We start from the raw sequence: 19,900 nt of genomic DNA, 5'->3' as shown, positions 1-19,900 counted from the left end.
CTTAAATCTCCATGATGTTGTCGTCGCAGGTATCGTCTTGCTCATCCAAAACAGCCTCTTCGAGTACGCTGTTTAAGTGCGCAAGATGCTCTACAGATAAGTCATTGGCAATAAAGTCACTGGGGGTGGCGACTGCGCCTTGCTCGGCAATATGAGCGGTATGTTCAATCACATGTTGCAAGTTTGTCGCAAAGTAGCGTTCAAAATCAGCACTGAGCTGCTGGCCTAGTCGCGACTGAATTGAAAACATCAGTTGGTCAGAGTCAATCATGCCGTTAATGTTAAGCATCAAAGCCATCTCATTTTGCTCGCCAATTAACTGCCCACAAGACTCTTGAACAATCTGCCAACTCTCTACACCCGAAACACGACTATTAAATTGACCTAAGTAGTTGAAGCTAATAAGTGGGAGCTTTTGAGCAATTTGGCCTGCTTGGAAAAAGGCCCCATAACCTACCCCTTTGTTCGGCACGGCGCGCAACATTTCCTTGGTTTGCACCACCGCTGTTGAAAGGTCGTCATAGGCTGTAAGCTTCACTGGATATAAGCTGGTAAACCAACCTAGGGTTTGCGATACATCTAAGTGCTCATCAATGTCTTCTCGACCGTGACCTTCTAACGTGATCACATGCTCTGTACCAGATAATACTTGCGGCAAAGTTAAGCTTAACGCAGCTAACAATAAGTCATTGATTTCCGTGTTATAGCCTTCGTTTGATTGCCTCAAAAGCATGTGTGTATGCTCAACCGACAAAGACAACGAATGCTCACTGACAGCTTCAGTAACCTTGAGTGCATTGCTATGCTCAACCACATGTTGCCAGTAATTCAGCTCACTGCTGTGATCTGTAGGATAGGTTTGCATACTCTTAACCCACTGGCGATAACTGCTGGTTTTTGCCGCCAATGTTTTACCCATTAGTAAGGTTTGCATATCTTGTGACAACACCCGCCACGACACGCCATCAATGATTAAATGGTGGAAAATAAAGCAAACCCGCGCGACACCATCGCCATAACCTTGCAGGTGCACAAGCTTAAATAACGGCCCATCTTTGAGGTCAAAACTTTGCTGCCATTGGTTCAACTGCTCACCAATTTGCGTATCAGAGAGCCCTGTCACATCTAACTGGACAACGTTACACCAAGCAGCCAAGTCTAACTCGTTAAGAGATAAATAAGATTGACGATAAGTATCACCTTGCGGCGCAAAACGGACGCGCATCATATCGTGGTGCTCAACCAAATCCTGACATGCCTGCTCAATTTGCGACGTGGTTAGCGCTTCAGGCACCGTCAGCATAAATGACTGGTTCCAATGATTAGGTTGCGACAGACCTAAGTCAAAGAACCAAGACTGTACAGGCAGTAAATCAAACTCACCCGTCAATACTCCTTGCTCTGTTTGTACTGTCTGGGCCTGCGGCAATTGCGCTAGCTTTTTCGCTAATTGCGCCACTGTCGGTGATTCATAGATGTCTTTCACCTTGAGCGTATAACCCAATAAGCGCAGCTGCGACATCAATTGAATACTAATGATTGAGTCCCCCCCGATGCGGAAGAAGTGCTCATCAATCCCCACTTTTTCAAGGCCAAGTAACGCCTGCCAAATATCACACAGCTGGCTCTCAAGTTCAGTGGTCGGTGCAACATAATCGCTTTGTGCATCAAATACAGGATCTGGTAAGGCTTTGCGGTCGACTTTGTTGTTTACAGTCAGCGGTACTTGCTCAATGGCCATAATGGCGCTGGGTACCATGTACTCTGGCAATTGCTCAACTAAATAAGTGCGCAGCACGTCATGGTTCAGTGCGGTTTCGCCTTGTGATACCACATACGCAACAAGCTGCTGTGTGCCTTGCAGCAATCGCGGGATCACAACGGCTTGCTTCACATCTTGATGTGCAATGAGAATGTTTTCAATTTCTCCCAGCTCGATTCTAAAGCCTCGGATCTTGACCTGCTCGTCATTTCGGCCAATGTACTCTAGTTGACCATCAGCAAGTCGGCGCACCAAGTCACCACTGCGGTACAAACGGGATTCTTGAGAAGCAGGTAATTGCGCGGCAAATGGATTTTCAATAAAGCGCTCACGGGTCAGCTCTTCGCGGTTTAAATAGCCTCGCGCAAGACCAGCACCACCGACATACAATTCACCCACAACTCCAACTGGCACTAGGTTTTGGTTGGCATCAAGTACATACGCTGACATGTCACTCAATGGGCGGCCAATGAGTGATTGGTGCTGATTGTTATCCGGTGAGAGTTCTTGATATGTCACATGCACGGTGGTTTCTGTGATGCCGTACATATTGATTAATTTGGTTTGCGTATCACCATAGGCCTGCCACCAAGGGGCAAGGCGCGCCATATTAAGTTTGTCTCCACCAAAAATAACATAACGCAGCGCTGGTAGCTGGGCACCTTGCGACACCGCGGTATCGGTAAATGAATAGAAAGCACTCGGCGTTTGGTTTAATACCGTGACGCCTTGGTTTTGACACAAAGCAATGAACTCACGCGGATCACGGGTGCAGGCTTTGTCAGGGATCACAAGACAGCCACCGTGTAATAGTGCGCCCCAAATTTCCCATACACTAAAGTCAAAGGTACAAGCATGGTACATCACCCACACATCTTGCTCGGTGAACTGATACGCTTGCTCACAAGAATCAAACAGTCGTACCACGTTGTGATGCGGTTGCATCACGCCTTTGGGCTGTCCTGTGGTGCCTGATGTATAAATCACGTATGCCAAATCATCTGCCGTGGTATTCACCACAGACAAGTCGATATCCACTTCTTCCTGACTGAGTTCGTCATAACTGAGTACTTGCACAGATGTATCTAAGCCATCGAGTACTTGCGAAAGGCTCGCCTCTAACCCTGCTTCACAGAGCAATATTGGCGTTTGTGTGTCACTCAAAATAAACTGGCTACGCGATTTTGGATACTCTGGCGTCAAAGGTACATAGGTGGCCCCAAGCTTTAATATCGCCATCATGCTCACTAACAACTCAAGGCTGGGCGCAAAGTACAGACCAATGTAAACCGGCGCTTGGCTTGTGGCGGAGGCAATACTCGGATCTCGCGCTAAAATCGCCTTAGCCAATGCCGTCGACTGTGCATCTAACGCTTGATAGCTAAGCGCTTTGTCTTGGAACTTAAGCGCTGTGCTATTTGGGTACTTTTGCACTTGTTCGGCAAAAATCTCACTCAAGCTGCCACGCTCAGGGAGTGGCGCGACTTGCGGCTGAATTTGCATCAGCAACTCATGGCTTTGTTGCTTTGACAGCAAGCTAATTTGACTGTGTGGCTGCTCAACTTCAGCAGCAATGGCGTTGACGATAATTTGCAGCTGCGCGATTAATTGTTCAGCCTGAGACGCATCAATTTGCTGCGCACAATAATTCAAAGAAAACTCAACCTGCTCCGGTGTGGCGGTGACAATAACGGTGATCGGGTAATCACTTTTCTCACGCGTCTCACGATACTGCATTGCCTGCTCTACGCGCTCAGCATCACTTTCTTGCACTTCTGGAATTGGATAATTCTCAAACACAAATAAGGTATGGAATAACGCATCCCCTTGGCTTTGCACACGAGATAACTCTGCACCACTGTGGGTATTTATATCGGCGATTGCCAGCTGAATTTGCGACATCATCTGTGTGATCGTTGCATCCGTTTGCCAATTTACTGCCAGAGGTAAGGTATTGATAAACAGACCTACACTTTCATGAATATCCGCAACAGGCATATCTCGACCAGATACTGTGGTCCCAACGATTGTTTGCTGATCTTGGCAATAGCTTTGCAGTAACTTGTGCCAAGCAAATTGCATGGCAGCATTGAGTGTCACACCTGCGTGCTTACACACTTTATTCAACGCACTAAATTCATCACCTGCAATCACAAACTGACTGCGTGCGGGTTCAGTGATGACGCGCTCATTGGCTAAATCAAATGACTGGCTCAGCAGATAATTAACATCATTGGCATGCTCAAATTCAGGCATTTTTTGCTGCCAAAATGCATCCGTTTTGTCTTTGTTTTCATACAGGTATACCTGCGCGGCTTGATAAGCATGGTCATGTTGGATAACAGGCTGTTCACCCGCTTTCAGTTGGTTGTAAAAACCGTTGACGGTCTCCAGTAGATTGCCGACACTCCAGCCATCGCCAATGCTGTGATGCTCCGTTTTTAGAACGCTATAATGGGTGTCGCTGTGCTTGAACACCACCACTCTGAAAAGCCCAGGCTTTGCCAAATCAAACGCTGTGAGCCTATCTTGAGTGAGTAGCTCATTCATATTTTTCGCGCTTTCACCTTCAGGCAAAGTAGTGAGATCTACCACCTTGAAATGCGCATCACTGAGCACCAGCTTTTTGCTGATCACTTGCAGCATTTGCGCTTGCCAATTAAATGCCATACGCAGCGCTGGGTGTTTATCTGTCGCTAGTTGCCAAGCTGCTCGATACAGATCAAGGTCTAGCTGAGTGTGATAGTCCACCAGCAATTGTACTCGGTATGCATCATCATCTGGCTGATTTAAGGCATGATAAATAAAACCTTGTTGCAAACTATTGGCTGGATATAAAGCCTCTACAGGAGCCTGTGACTGGAGGTTTTGCAGCAGCTCAAAACTAATCTTCGCCTGCGGGAAGTCACTTGGCGTGCTCACCCCGCCAGATTGCATTGCCATCACACCTTGAGCAATCACCTGCTCAAGTGCACGCTCAAAGGCACGGACAAATTGCGCACCTTGCGCTGGCGCAAGTCTGGATTCAACCTCAATGCTCAACGCATCCTGCTTAATTAATCCCAACACATTGAGCATCAAATCACTGTCATTGTCAGCGCTAACCGCTGCGCCAACAGGCTCCCCGGTAATTTGCCAATGAGCAGGCTCAGCTGTTTTATACTGTCCAAGGTAGTTAAAGCATACTTTTGGCAGCGGCGCAGGTAACTTTTCAGGATCGAATTGATACAGCGCACCAAAACCAATGCCCTTGTCAGGAATAGCGCGCAGCATGTCTTTGTTTGCAGCAATGGTTTGTTCTATAGATTGCGCACATTCGAGCTTAACGGGGTATAAACTGGTAAACCACCCCACTGTTTGGTTTACTTCGAGTGCATCATCAATGGCTTCTCGACCATGGCCTTCGAGCATAATATGATGAGACTTTGACCCAAATACAGTTTCCATGGCAATGGCAAGCGCACTGAGTAACAACTCTTGCGTTTGCGTGTTATAACCTTGAGTGGCTTGCTGTAACAAAACTTCTGTTTGCTCAATCGATAAAGACAAGGATAATTGCTGTGATGAATGCAAGGGCTGTGGACTAGGCTGTCCTGCTAACACCTCAGACCAATACGCCGTTTGCGCTTGGTTACGCGCTGCATATTGCGCCAGTCCATCCACCCACTGACGATAACTGGTTTGCTTTGCCAACAGGCTTTGTCCAGCAATAAGTTGCTCAAGGTCGTTAAGTAAAATGCCCCAAGAGACGGTATCTATGTTCAAATGATGGAAAATAAAACACAGTCTATCGCGGCCATCGCTATACCCTTTTAATCTGACCACACGCCATGTTGGGCCTGCAAAAATATCCAAGCTGGCTTGTAAAGTGCTCAAGGTGTCACTGACTTGTGCCTCATCCAACAAAGAGATATCCAGCTCAGTTAATTCAAACAACACTTCTTCGCAGAAACGGTTTTTACGCTCAACAATGCATCGGCTGCGTAACATGTCATGCTGATAGCTCAGTGTGGTTAGCGCCTCATTTAGGTCATCATGAGATAAGTCATTCGGGCAGTAGGCACTAAATGCTTGGTTGAAGTGGTGCACATTGGCAAAGTTTTGTGCAAAGAACCAATTTTGCGTTGGGTGCAGGTCAAAATCACCTAATAAAACCCCTTGCTCTGACAGCACCTCCACTTTCGCGACATCATCATTATCGGTAATAAATTCTGCCAATTCCGCCACACTTGGCGCGACAAAAATATCTTTCACCTTAAGGGAGTAGCCCGCGCGTCTAAGGGCTGATACCAAACTGATACTGACGATTGAGTCGCCACCGATTTGGAAGAAGTTATCGTTTATACCCACTTTTTCAAGACCCAGTACACCTTGCCAGATATCACAGAGTTCTGTCTCTAATTCATTGCGCGGTGCTTGGTATTCAGTGCAGGCACTAAACTCAGGCTCTGGTAATGCTTTTCTGTCTAACTTGCCATTGAGCGTTAACGGCAATGCATCTATCACCACAAAAGCGGCCGGTACCATATACTCTGGTAACTGTTTTGCCACAAACTGTCTCACATCGTCTAAATCAATCGATGCATTACGCTCTCCAACTAGATAGGCAACCAGCGCTTTTTGTTGATTGTGCGCTTTGTCAATCACCGCAACGTGTTTTATTTCAGGGCGCTTTAACAAGCAGTGCTCAATTTCGCCCATTTCAATACGGTAGCCACGTACTTTTACCTGAAAATCTTTACGGCCTTTGAATTCAATATAGCCTTTCTCATTCCAACAACCGTTGTCACCAGTACGATATAGTCGGCCAAGTTTAGGGTGTTCAAAATATGCAAGATTAGTACGCTCTGGATCATTAAAGTATCCCTGAGCGACCCCAATACCACCGATGTGAATTTCACCTAAAATACCAGCAGGACAATGATTGCCATATTGATCCAGCACCCACATAGCTTGGTTCGGCATTGCCAAGCCATAAGGAATGCTCTGCCAATCCGGCTCAACTGTTTGTATTTCATGCCAAATTGACCAGATACTGCCCTCAGTGGCACCACCTAAGCTCATCACTTTAGCATGAGGTGTCATTGCGCTTAGCTGCGTGGGTAGGCGCAGTGGGATCCAATCTCCACTCATCATGTAAACACGCAAACTATCCACATTGCGTGCTTGCAATGCTTGCTCATTTGCGAGCAGTTGCGCAAGCTGTGGGACTGTATTCCAAATTGTCACTTGGTGCGCTTCGACCATGTCTAACCAATGATCAGTGTCCTGCACTTTGTCTTGCTCAGGCAGCACAATCGCGGCCCCCACAGCCAAGGCACCAAACACATCGTATACAGATAAATCAAAACTCAAATCCGAAATGCCAAAAATACGGTCTTCTGGCATAACCTCGAAGCGCGCATTAACAGCAAAAATGGTATTCATGGCACTTTCGTGGGTGATCACCACCCCTTTTGGCTGGCCAGTACTGCCCGATGTGAAGATCACATACGCAATCTCGTGCGGCAAAGGCAAGGCTAAGCTTTCTCGCCATAGGCTATCTGCCTGCGCACTGTTTGCTGCGGCCTCTTCAACTAAAGTGAATTGGAATTCGCTCAACCACGGCTCATTTTGAATGCGCTCGAATAGCGCATTCGAAATTAATACCTGCTGCACGCCACCGGCTAATAACACCTGATGAATACGAGAGTTTGGCCAAGCCACGTTGATTGGCAAGTACGCACACCCTGCGGTATTAATGGCCAGCAGTGCGGCGACTTGATATTCACTTTTTTCGCACATGACAGCGACCAGCTCACCGCGCTTAGCTGCTTTTGAGGCCACTTGGAAAGCAATGCCATAGCGGTATTCACTCAGGGTATGATAATCAATTTGACGACTTGCCGTGATCACAGAGACGCGTTCTGGATGCTGTGCTACTTGTAAGTCAAAGCCATCAATTAAATTATGCTCTGGGTATTTTGCAGGGAAGTCATTCCACTGGCGTTCAATCAAATGTGTTTGTGCTTCAGTCAGCGTACTGATACAGCCACATATTTGATGGGCATCATCTAGCGCTAGATGCGTAATAAAGCGTTTTTGTATTTCACCAATTTCTTGTAAAGCCTGGGTATTAAACTGCGCGTCTGCTGCGACAATTTTTCGCAGCAACTGTGAGCCTGTTTCGAATAACGTAAAGTCTAACTCAAACTGTGCCACAACCGGTGTTAACAGCACGCCTTCTACTGTAACCGCATTATCTTCACCCAAACGGAGCTGCTGTTCAGGTAAGCCTGCAAGCACCTGCATCAAGCCCGGAATAATATGAGACGTTTTTAGCTGTGCAAGATAGTTACACACCACATTGATGTTCTTGCTGCTCAAGCCTGATGGGGCTTTATGCAAAAGCAGTGCAGTCAGCTGCTCACTGATGGTCTGTAATAACTCAATCAGTGACTTTTGATGAACCGCCGTGATCGACAACGCTTCTAAATCAACATAATGACCTAACAAGTAACGATTTTTACGCGTTCTTCTGGCGATCGGTACACCAATGGTGACGTCTTCATCGTTAGTCAAACGGCTCACCGTTAAAATAGTACTTGCAAGGATAACGCAGTAAGGGCTGATACCGTGTTCAGCGGCCACTTGCTTTATCGATTCAATACACTCAGAGGTATCGTCTAATAGCACGGCAACCTCGTCACTGGCATCAGCGCTGTGTGGCTTTTTCATGATAAAGTCCACTGGACTCACCTGCACGTCAGCAAAGTCCTGATCTTTGGCTGCGTAATATTCAATATCTGGTGTGAGTGTTGAGCTGTCATCCTTACTCGATAAGAGTCTCAGCAAATCATTCACTAAAATCTGTAAAGACCATTGATCACACACTATGTGATGACCTTTGATCAACACTATGACCTCAGAGTCTGTCAGTGCTTGATAGAAAAATTCAAAGTTATGCACGCTGGTATCAATGAATTGCGCATTATATTGATCGCATAATTCGGATACGTTCAAAGCAGTGCCCGCCATAGCTTGCCACTGCACCGCGCCCTCTTTGAAAATCAGTTCCGGTGTATCCGCTGTCAGCTCCACTTTACTGTGGATCACTGGGTGACGTTGCTGTAATTGAGCAAGCGCATTTTGTAGCTGTTCAAAACAATCGTCCATGGTAATTTTAAGTGCACTAGAGACGTTAAAAACTGGGCTCGTTGGTGCAATTTCTTGACCTTGCCAAACTTGTAATTGGCGCTGTGAAAGAGGGAGAGGGTGTTCGTTACGCATTGGGTTTATACTTCCATTATTATTTTTGTGATGGCATAAAAAGACATTCAACGCCGCGAGCGTTATGATTTAACTGATTACTGTCAGTGATTAAGCACATGTGTAGCCTCCATCGACATACACAGTGCTACCTGTGGTCCATTCACTTTCTAATAAATTAATAATTTCTTTTGAAACATGCTCTGGTGAGCCAAATCCTAGCGGGTGCATGCTGGCTAGCTTTTCAAAGTGACCCGGTTGCGCCATGCCCTGATAGCCATCATTGAGCTTGGTCTGGATCATGCCTGCGGCAATGCAATTGACCAGTACGCGATCTTTAGCCAATTCCAACGCTGCACAGCGACTTAAACTGCCTAGCGCCCCTTTACTGGCCGCGTAACCGGAGATGCCCGCCTCACCCGCAGACTGACTCACTGATGACAGTAAAACTAGAGAAGTTGTACCTGCTGTATTTCTCACGCTTTTGCGCGTAAATGCCTTAATCATGGCCAGCGCACCGCCGCAGTTAACGCGGTAAATCTGCTCAAAGTCAGCATAACTGGATTGACGTAGCGTGGTCATCGCGTGTACACCTGCACAAAATACAGCCCCTTTAAATGCGCCATATTGCTTAGCATTATCGATAATGAGTGGCGTCAATTCGTCTGGCATATTCAAATCAGCCACCGCCGTTTTATGCTGCCCGGGTAAAGACTCGGCCAATGCACCTAAGGTTTTTTCATTTCGCCCTATCAATAGGAGTTCGTAACCTTTATTTGCTAAATCAAGGCAGGTCTTCTGCCCCAGATCTGAGGTTGCACCAAGCACCAAAATTCTTAATGGAGCCCCATCAATATTCATTGTTTCCATTACTATGCTTCTTCTCTTTAAAGGCCACATCACGCCAAAAGCACGGCTGTGCTTTTGGCTCATATGCGTATACTCAATGTTGAATTGTTAAACGGATATTTCTGTGCTCGGGCGCATGGTCATACACTGCCCTGTCATCATGTTGTTGTAGTGTGAAAAGTGCGCGATAAACTCGATAAACTCCTGCTGCAAAAATACAGTTGGTCGCATACCGAATACTGAACGCTTTAGTGCACGGCGCATTTTCTTTCGCTCAGCTTCATCTTTTGCTAAATAAGGGATCACAGCACTGTTAATGAATACGGTATCGCTCGTCAGCTCTCTGGCTAAGGTCTTCATAAATGCATTCAAAGCGTGGTTAGCCACAGAATTCACCGCTTGTCCGAGATAACTCAAACTATCCGAATACAGAGGGAAAACAATGTTCGCGCCCACCTCTTTCACAAACGTAGCCAGACTTTGATAGATTAAAAAAGTATTATCCAAGTGCATTGTTATCTGCGCCAAGCAACTCGCATCTGTGAACAGTGCCTGCTCATTTGCACACTGCACACCTTGGATAACAACCAGTGGCTGTCCATTATCGAGCATGCCTTTTTCGGTCAATAACTGTCCAACATCAGGTTCACCCTGTGCCTGGATTTCAGCCAGTGACAAGCTGGGTAGTGACACATTTTGCGATTGAAATTCCGCTGAGGGCGCTATCAAAATCACATTAACGTTTGCACTGAGGTAATGATCAACCACCGCCTGATCAAACTCACTTTCTGCTTGTACCAATAATAAAGTTTGCGCCGCACTCATATTAAAAACCCTCCGTCCAGGTGGATGACTTCTCCATTTTGATAATTTGGCGCATCTGATGTAAGGTGCAATACCGTACGTGCAACTTCACTACACTGCCCCATGCGTCTGACACTAGTACAGTCGATAATAGGCGCAACAATAGACTGCTCTGCGCTGTCCACCATTTGTGTTTCAATCAAGCCCGGCGCGACGGCGTTACACAAAATATTGTCTTTGCCATACTCACGCGCAATAGTTCTGGTCATACCGATGATGGCGCCTTTAGACGTGGCATAGTTAATTTGCCCTTCACGCCCGACCACGCCACTTTTTGAGACCATATTGATAATGCGACCAAATTGCTGCGCTTTAAAAATCGGCAGCACCTGTTGGCATAAATTAAACGTGCCTGTTAAATTCGTCGTCAGTACTTTTTGCCAATCTTCTAGGGCCATCAGCTGTATCAAGCTATCGTGATTAATTCCTGCGTTATTAACCAAAATATCAATCCGTTTATCTCGCGCTTGAATGGACGCGATGCTGTCTAACACAAAGCCACTGTCAGATATCGACCCCTGTAGCCACATAAAATTAGGGTTAGATTGCAATTCACCAGGCACACTTGAGCGTGCAATCCCATAGACTTTTGCTCCTTCAGCGAGATACTGGCGGCAAATTTCCAACCCGATGCCTTTGGAGCAGCCGCTCACAATCACGACTTTCTCTTTAAACATCCTTTTCTCCTATTTGCTCTAAATATCGAATGGCTATGCGTGCACTTGCAACTTCTTGCTCATTAACCCAAGCTGCAACCTTAAACTTCACCAGCTCACCTAACGCAATCTCTACCAAGGCGCGAATTTCTAAAACTTGGCCAGGTAAAACAGGGGTGAGAAACTTAACCTTATCAATGCCAGCGATAACCCCTTTAGATTTTCCGGTAATGCAAAGGCCACTGGCTTGAGCCATCGCCTCCACAATCAAAACACCAGGGAACACAGGCTCATCTGGAAAGTGCCCTTCTAAACAGGGCTCGTTATAGCCAATAAACTTTTGTGCGATGATAGATTCATTCGGCTGTACCTCGACGACTCTATCAACAAACTTAAATGGCGGTTTATGCGGTAAATTATCCGGTGAAATCATTTTTCATCTCCCCAGTCGAATAAAAAGTAAATCATCACTAATAGCACCACGGTAAACCCTGCCAAGGTTTGCACTTGCACAGAGACGTCTGCAAGCGATGCACCTTGATTGGCCGTTAAACGAAATGCATCTAGAAATGCCGTAGATGGTAACCACTGAACGATGTTTTGAATCGTCTGTGGGAAGTTAGAGGTGTCAAAATAAATCCCTGATAAAAACATCAGTGGGAAATACAGTAAGTTAGAAATACCTGTGGCCACTTCCACTTTTTGACTGCGCGCACCGACCAACACACCGATTAAACACAATACAACAGAGCCCAATAACAGCACGGTTAAAATACTTAACCAATTGCCAAGAGGTTGATAGCCAAATAAAAAGTAGAAAGTCGCAAACAACGCAACCAGCTGGAATATCAATAAAAACACTCTGGCGAAGACAATCCCAATCACATAATCTAAGCGGCTAAACGGAGATAACTTCAAGCGCTTAAAAAAGCCCTGCTGGCGGTCCGAAACCAATCCATTTGAGATTGATGTGATACCAATACCGATGATCTGCAGCACGATGATGCCGGGGATCAGCCAGTCGATGTACCTAAACCCCTGAAGGTCAATCACCCCATCCAGATAAGGCTTACGAGCTTGGTCCTGAAGTGCCATGACATGGCTAAAGGCAATTGCTTGCTCATGACTATTGCGTGTTGAAAACAAACCGCTAGGCGTCAAAATCAGTACATCACCATGATTTGAAAGAATGGAAGATAACCCTTCACCCGGAGACACTTCTGAGCTTGGCTCAGCAAAATGCGCATTGATCCGTGCGATCAGTGCTGCATCTTCGATAGTGAGTATGCTGACTTTGTTATCTTTCTCAATGGCTTGATACCAATCAGCATCTATTTTTTCTTGTTCAATGACCACCACATTCACTTCTGACATTGGCTTCTCACCCGAGAAGGCTTGCACTAATAGCAAGGCCATAAAAATGGGGAAGCCAAAAGTCCAAAACAGGGTGGCTGGCTCGCGGAAAAACGGTCTGATATTAAGCAGCATGAGCTGCCAAAATGGCTTTCTTGTCAGTACATTACTAGGCATGACTTGTTTCCTGCTTAAGAATATCGTGGCCAGTGAGTTTTAAAAACACATCATTGAGCGTGGCTTTGCGCGGCTCTCTGATAACCGGATCGGTAAACGTACGGTGGATAATGGCATCAGGCGTACCTGACTCAATAACCTTGCCCTGCTCGATGATAAGTAGCTCATCACACAGGTAATCCGCCTCATCCATATAATGCGTGGTGAGAATGACCGTCATGCCTTCTTCTTTGAGTGATTTGATGATCTCCCAAAAACTCTGACGGCTGGTTGGATCAAGACCCGTGGTCGGCTCATCTAAAAAAATCAGTTCCGGTTTGCCCACTATGGTCATCGCTAAAAAAACCCGTTGCTTTTGACCACCGCTGAGGCTATCTAGCCACGCATTCGCTTTATCAGTTAAGCCAAAACGTTCAATCAACTCATCGACATCCATCGGATCTTTGTAAAAGCTGGCAAATAACCGGACCGCTTCTTTTACTTTGGTTCTGCCGTATAGGCTATTGGACTGTAACAGTCCACCGATTTTCATGCGGATCTGCTTTTCGTTGTCCTTCCAATCCATACCAAATAAGCTGACTTTGCCAGACGTTGGTTTTTTCAGACCTTGTAATATTTCCAATGTGGTTGACTTACCCGCCCCGTTTGGACCGAGTAACCCAAAGCATTGTCCCTTCTTAACTTGGAAAGATAACCCCTTTAAAACAAGCGTATTATTCTTGTTATAAGACTTCTTTAAGTCTGCTACATCAATGACCGCTGACATCTCTATTTCCCTTTTACTGTCGACACCAAACATGTCGTTGCACTGAGCTGTGTATTCACACTCATTACCAATACGGACTCAGGCTTACTGGTATTTTGCAGTGCCACTTCACGGCCCATAAACATGCGTCCGTTCAGTGCACAGGTAGCAAGGCTGATTGCATCAAGACTTTGGCACGCAATGCCCGACTCTTTATATGCTCTACCATTAATCACTTGAGTAGTTGAAAACTGTGCTTGTAGCGCTTTTGAAATCGCCTCAAATTGTCCAGCGTTAACCATTGAAAGGACTATCAAATCTGGTTTGTCAGTGAGTTGTGCTAGCGCTGCACAGTCCCATTGTTGGCTGTCTTCATCAAACACCCAACGACCTGCATTAAATTCATCCACTTGCGCAAGCGCTCGGCTCGCACGCGGGTCTTGTTCATTGACCGCGACCAGCGCATTGGCTGAACTTGCCAACCTTTGACCTGCCACTTGCATTTGCTGCCAAACTAAATCAGATGTATTGCTCTTATCCTCTGCGCTACACACTAAAGCACAGGCAATTTTGTCTTCTCTTAAATCCATGAATGCATGCCACAGTGCGTGCATACCTTCATTACCTAAGTCGCTAAAATTGGCAGAACAGCCTTTTAAATCAAATGCCAAAGCGAGGTTTCCAAGCGGCGCATTAAGCACGGTATCTGGGAACAAAGTACTCTTAACCCCTGTCGGACCATATTCTTGCAAGTCGGACAAATTACGTTGCTGTACTTGAGATGCCCCCAAAGTAGTGCCAAAGTACGCACCCATCGGCGGCTTTTCAGCGTCACTGTAGTCCACATCCGCTCCGCTAAACGCAAGGTATGATGCGCCAATGGCATATTGGCCTATGGTGCTCATGCGACGGCGATATAGCTTTGATTGGAACGGCTTTAAAGCAAACTCTCCCTCATAGCTAAGCAAAGGCTGATCCGCCCCATTGCTATAACCACCTTGCTCAGCAATACTGCCGTGGCCGAGGATATAAACTTTCTTCCCTTCAGCTTTAGGGATAGCTGTAACAGATTTACGCGCCAGCATGGTGGTATTGTGTCCACCAAACGCGGAATTGGTCGCGCCGATGCACGCAACATTGTGATCAATCAGTCCATTCACAACGATATGGTGACCTTGGCAATCTTCGCGAATATCATCGCCATTTAAGGTCGAAGGCAGTTGGCCCTTTTCGATAGCGACCAATGCAGAAATAAATTCAATGGCGCCCGCAGCACCGAGTGTGTGACCAAAATACGATTTGGAACTGGATACTGGGATAGAGGTTTTATCCTGTGGGTTCAGCGCAGCAAAAATGCCCTTTAATTCAGCACCATCATTGGCAGGTGTACCAGTCCCATGGGTATTGACGTAATCTAGGTCTTCAGGAGTAACATCACTAGAGCGCAAAGCCGTTTCAAATGAGCGCCTTACACCTGCCCCCTGCGGCTCAGGTGCGGTCGCATGATATGCATCTAAACTAGAGGCTGTGCCCGCCAATTGCATTATAGTCGGTTGATTTCGAGCCTCGGCATGATTGTAATTCTCTAGCACAAGGAAGCCTGCGCCCTCTCCTAGGCTTAAACCCATTTTTACGTCATAAGGAGAGCAAACTTCGGGCGCGACTGACTGTAAAGAATGAAAGCCGGCATAAATTGTTTTCGCCAAGGCATCGGTGCCACCGGCTATCACAATATCAACCACATCATTGTCTAAAAGCTGTTTTGCAAAGCCCAGTGCACTGCTGCTTGATGTACACGCACTGGTGAAGGTTAATACAGGACCGAGCACGCCAAAATGTTTGGCGATATTGTCACTTTGCTTGTGCGCTGGGTACTCAACAAGGCCTTCATGCTGATTTTCCATGATGCCTTGCTCAAGCTTTTCCATCCCAGTGTTGGCGTTGCCAACACATAATGCAACACGCTTGTTTACCAAGATATGACGAGAGAGATTTGCTGCACTCAGTGCCTCTTCTATCGCTTCAATGGCAAACAGGGTTGAAAAATCAGGTAAATCAGTTTGTTTATCTTGATGCTTTTCTCGCACTGAGCGAACAATACCCGCAATATCACTCGGCAAGCCAGTGACGTCAAAACAGCTTAGTGGTACAACTCCTGAGCGCTGTGATTGCATTGAGTTATATAACTCTTGTGCATTATCACCACACGAAGAAATTACACCATATCCGGTTATCACAACTTGTGATTTACACTCTGGCATTTCTTACTTTCTCCTGTAAACCCTGCAATGTCACTTTGCCCATTGCATTGGTAGGTAACTCATCAATGAATTCTATTTTGGGGATGGGTAAATCTTGGAATAGCGCTCTGACTTCATCTGTGATGTCAAAGTGCGAAGATTCTTTGGCAACAAAGGCTATCAGCTCTCCGCCGCGCACACTGTCTGCTTGCTCGATGAAATACACCCGCAAAGCATGCCCTAAAAACAACTGAGAGAGCTTGTCTTCAATGGCCTTCAATGAGTAGCGTTTGCCCTTGAACTTAAACACACTATCCTTTCGGCCCAGATGTAAAATCTTGTTATTGGCAAGTATCTCAATCTTGTCATCCAGCGGCGCACATTCGACGCCCAATGGTAAAAAGTCAGAATAAATGAGATGTTCACCATCCGATGGTTGTAAACTGACTGTCGGCAGCAACTGGTATGTTTGAATATGGTCTTGGCCCATCATGCGATAGGCTATGGCACCCGTTTCAGTGCTGCCTAGCACATCAATACCTTGCAGATCTGGCAGCTTACTTTGTACTCGCTCGGCAAACTGTGCATCCCTTTGCTCACCGAACTTCCCTCCTGAGTTAACGATATAGCAATATTGAGCCGTCAAGGCGTCTGACAAGCTTTGCCAAATACTGGGTACAATCACCGCCATCACATGATTCACTGTCTCAGGCGCTGGTCTTAGTAACGTATTTGACTGATACAACACGGGGATCTCAAGTTTGAGGGGTAACAAAAAGCTCCAAATGAACCCATACATGTGCACAGGTGATACATAGGCATCAATTAAATCAAGGCCACTAAAATCAAATAAAGTCGTCAGCTCTTCAACCTCTTGCACCATGCTTGCTAACGACTTTTCAATGCGCACAGGCACCCCTGTGCTGCCTGACGTTTCAAAGAAAATCACAGCCTTTGACGGCAAAGTCGCTAACTGCTGAAAAATGCACTTTGCGTCCAACATCGACGATGCCTCACCTTGCTTGGATAGCAATTGCGCAAAGCTCACCGCGTTTTCACCTTGTGGTTGTGCACTCATCAACGGTTTATAACCACTGAATACCGCCGCAACCGCAACCATCATCATTTTGACCGGATCCACATCCAGTACTCTTAATGGCTTGGTTTTATCAAACCCTGCGCTTTGCAGTACTGTGATCAAGTGCGCGATATGCTGCTTAAACTCTGCGCTGCTATAATGTTTACCATCTGAGGAGTAAAACTGTGCACTGTCCGTACTTGTACTTTTAGTCTCTTTTGCCGATATCGTTCGAGTCACAATACTACTCACTGTATGCGTGCCCTCGTAGTCGGCGTTATTAAACACAACACCAAATTTACGCTGACAATCAGCGTAAATTTGTAATAAGTCGACTGAATCAAGAAATAAAGGACTGCCCAATAAATCATCATCATCTGATAGCTGTGCTATTTCTGACTCTTCAAGTTCAACCGAGATTACGATTTGTCGACGTACCTGATTGACTAAGCCTTCAAAATCCTTCATTCACTTACCAATTCCTGTAATTCAATTGCTGCAACGCGTTTTTTGAACGACGCTTTAGGCGGCACGACTTCAACTTCACCACTGCAAATCAGCACTTTGTTCTGATTTACAATGGTAATGGCCAAACGTACGTGCCGATTTGGCAATTTTTCAGACACTTTAACTTGCGCATAAATGGTGTCACCGATATACAAAGGAGCATGATGGCTTACAGTCATATTGGTAACCATTGAGCCCACACCAGGCAGCTTCATGCCAATAACTTGCGCAACCATGGCTGGCGCTATCCCTGCATGGGCGATTCTGCCTGCTAACCCCATTTGCTCTGCAAATACGGTGTCGACATGCAGCGGGTTAAAATCCCCGGTGATCCCAGCAAAACTATATACATCTGCTTCGGAGATGGTTTTAGAATGTACTGCACTATCTCCTTCGTTGATTTCCCTATACGTTTTGCCAGCCGTGTAAAGAGTCATAACCACCTCAACATTTATGCTGCTAATTGCTCAGAAATAAATTCACTTAGCGTATGAATTGACGACATTTTTTGCTGTACGAGCTCACTTGGAAACTCTTTAAACTTCAGGCCATATTTTTTCTCAACCGCTGAGACCAAGTCCAACAGCTCAATACTGTCTAAATCTAAACCTGCACCGACTAGCTCTGCATGTTCATCAATTTCTTCTAGTGAGTCAGCCACTTCAAGCTCTTCAATTAAGATGTCAGTTTTAATAAAAGTGATGATGTCTTGTGTACTATTCATTGTTCTTCCTTTGCTTATAAAAAGTGAATTTAATCAGTGTTTAATCGAATAAAAAGGCAACCATTTCTTCGATTTCACCATCCAATGCGCGGTCTTGAATAACAGGTGAAAAGGTCGCCGCAAGCGAATCAAAGAAAGGACGAGACAAGGTGTTAAGCTTCTCTGCAGATTGGTCTTTATCCAGTACGTAGTAAGCCTGACGAATTGCCATCGCTTGAATCGCAATCACGGACTTCACAAGCGATAAAATAGTTTGTAAGTCACGCGCGGCAATGGTGCCCATGCTCACGATATCTTGGTTCAAGGCTTCGGTAGTACGGGAAAACACTGACATAGGGCCAGATTGTTTGAGTGCTTCAGCAACCAGTGCCGATGCGCTGATCTGCATCGCTTTAAAACCATGATTGATCCACGCTTTATCGCCTAAGTCATCAACAGCCACTAAATTATTTGGAATGCCCCCATTTAATCTGTCATCTACAAGAATGCCCAGCTCTCGCTCTAGCAATGCGCCCATATTGGCTACTTGCGGCTTAAGCGCATCACAAATTGCAGCAACATGACCGCCATAGAAGTGACCTGCGTTGAGGATTAAATCACTTTCATGATCAATCAATGGATTGTCATTAACAGAGTTGATTTCTACTTGAAGCACTGACTTTGCCCAATTCAACGTGTCTACCAAAGAACCTAATACTTGTGGAGAGCAACGAATTGAATAACTATCTTGTAAGCGGAATTTCTCTTTTAAGCCATGTTCAATCACTTGATCATCGGTTCGCTGCCTGCGTCCAAGTCTTTGCTCAGGATGAGATAAACGCTTGTAAATTAAATCAGCACAGTACCTTTGTCCTTGGTGTGGCTTTAATTCATGGACTTTAGGGTGGAATGGTGACGCTCTACCATCAATCAGTTCAACAAATAGCGCTATCAATTTACATGACACATCGATGGCAGTATCCACTTCATTAATGGTATTTGCAGCAATTGCACTCATTACTGAGGTGCCATTCATGATAGCCAAGCCTTCTTTGGCTTTGAGTTCATATGGCGCAATATTGAGCTCTTCTAGCACTTCAGCAGTAGGTCTAATCACGCCTTGGTAATATACATTTCTTTGTCCATTTAATGCTGCACCAATGTATGAAAGTGGCGTTAAATCACCGCTTGCACCCACGGATCCTTTCGCTGGGATAGCAGGAAAAATGTTGTGTTGTAAAAACAGCTCCATCTGTTTTAGCAATTCCCAACTTACCCCAGAATAACCACGTGCATTACAGTTTAAACGGATCAGCAATGTCGCCGCACAATCGCGCTCACTAAGGTACTCACCCACACCACAACCATGGTACGCCATTAGGTTCTTTTGTAGCTCTTGCGACATGATTGGTGAAATTCTATTACTCGCAGAATTACCGAACCCTGTCGTTACGCCATAAATGTCATCCCTATCAGAAATACGCTGATCTATATATCGGCGGTTATTCTCAATGAGTGATTTGTGAACCTCTCCATTCAACTGTACTTTTGGATAGTTTTCCTTGATAAATTTTTTGATATCCTCAAGTGTTAGTTGGCTTATTAAGTCTATATCTATCGTTGATACTACTTTACTTTCAGACTCAACTTTTGATTCTGAAAAAGAGAGTTCATTACTCATTTTTATTGCTTCCTTTAACAATTAAAAAAACGGTCAT

12 protein-coding genes are annotated in these 19,900 nt (G+C 45.6%); all 12 read right to left on the bottom strand.

Annotated features, from left to right (window positions below; all coding sequences use genetic code 11):
* Position 1: 1 nt before the first annotated feature.
* Positions 2–9,031 (bottom strand): non-ribosomal peptide synthetase, encoded by a 9,030-nt coding sequence (locus tag JF50_RS02685; protein WP_039607955.1) that lies wholly within the window; start codon positions 9,029–9,031, stop codon positions 2–4.
* Between the two features lie 90 nt (positions 9,032–9,121).
* On the bottom strand, positions 9,122–9,880 hold the full coding sequence (locus tag JF50_RS25900; RefSeq protein WP_160290447.1) for an SDR family NAD(P)-dependent oxidoreductase: 759 nt from the start codon (positions 9,878–9,880) through the stop codon (positions 9,122–9,124).
* A gap of 87 nt (positions 9,881–9,967) precedes the next feature.
* Positions 9,968–10,684, bottom strand: coding sequence for a hypothetical protein (locus tag JF50_RS02675; RefSeq protein ID WP_039607954.1), 717 nt, complete (start codon positions 10,682–10,684; stop codon positions 9,968–9,970).
* Positions 10,681–11,400, bottom strand: a complete 720-nt coding sequence (locus tag JF50_RS02670) for an SDR family NAD(P)-dependent oxidoreductase (protein WP_039607953.1) — start codon at positions 11,398–11,400, stop codon at positions 10,681–10,683. Before JF50_RS02670 ends, JF50_RS02675 begins: the two co-directional genes overlap by 4 nt.
* A complete protein-coding gene (gene fabZ / locus JF50_RS02665) occupies positions 11,393–11,812 on the bottom strand; it encodes a 3-hydroxyacyl-ACP dehydratase FabZ (RefSeq protein WP_039607952.1) in 420 nt (139 codons plus the stop codon). Before fabZ ends, JF50_RS02670 begins: the two co-directional genes overlap by 8 nt.
* Positions 11,809–12,909, bottom strand: a complete 1,101-nt coding sequence (locus JF50_RS02660) for an ABC transporter permease (protein ID WP_039607951.1) — start codon at positions 12,907–12,909, stop codon at positions 11,809–11,811. Before JF50_RS02660 ends, fabZ begins: the two co-directional genes overlap by 4 nt.
* On the bottom strand, positions 12,902–13,675 hold the full coding sequence (locus tag JF50_RS02655; protein WP_039607950.1) for an ABC transporter ATP-binding protein: 774 nt from the start codon (positions 13,673–13,675) through the stop codon (positions 12,902–12,904). The genes JF50_RS02660 and JF50_RS02655 overlap by 8 nt, the downstream gene beginning before the upstream one ends.
* 2 nt (positions 13,676–13,677) lie before the next feature.
* Complete coding sequence (locus JF50_RS02650; RefSeq protein WP_039607949.1) at positions 13,678–15,915, bottom strand: beta-ketoacyl-[acyl-carrier-protein] synthase family protein; 2,238 nt, start codon at positions 15,913–15,915, stop codon at positions 13,678–13,680.
* Positions 15,902–17,440, bottom strand: coding sequence for an AMP-binding protein (locus JF50_RS02645; protein ID WP_039607948.1), 1,539 nt, complete (start codon positions 17,438–17,440; stop codon positions 15,902–15,904). The genes JF50_RS02650 and JF50_RS02645 overlap by 14 nt, the downstream gene beginning before the upstream one ends.
* On the bottom strand, positions 17,437–17,916 hold the full coding sequence (locus tag JF50_RS02640; protein WP_039607947.1) for a MaoC family dehydratase: 480 nt from the start codon (positions 17,914–17,916) through the stop codon (positions 17,437–17,439). The genes JF50_RS02645 and JF50_RS02640 overlap by 4 nt, the downstream gene beginning before the upstream one ends.
* Before the next feature lie 14 nt (positions 17,917–17,930).
* Entirely contained in the window at positions 17,931–18,203 is a 273-nt protein-coding gene (locus JF50_RS02635; RefSeq protein WP_039607946.1) for a phosphopantetheine-binding protein, read from the bottom strand.
* Between the two features lie 40 nt (positions 18,204–18,243).
* On the bottom strand, positions 18,244–19,863 hold the full coding sequence (locus JF50_RS02630; RefSeq protein ID WP_039607945.1) for an HAL/PAL/TAL family ammonia-lyase: 1,620 nt from the start codon (positions 19,861–19,863) through the stop codon (positions 18,244–18,246).
* Between the last annotated feature and the right edge of the window lie 37 nt (positions 19,864–19,900).

Origin of the sequence: Pseudoalteromonas luteoviolacea (genome assembly GCF_000814765.1) — a bacterium.
GTDB lineage: Bacteria > Pseudomonadota > Gammaproteobacteria > Enterobacterales > Alteromonadaceae > Pseudoalteromonas > Pseudoalteromonas luteoviolacea_H.
This window is presented reverse-complemented; position numbering and strand designations above follow the sequence as displayed.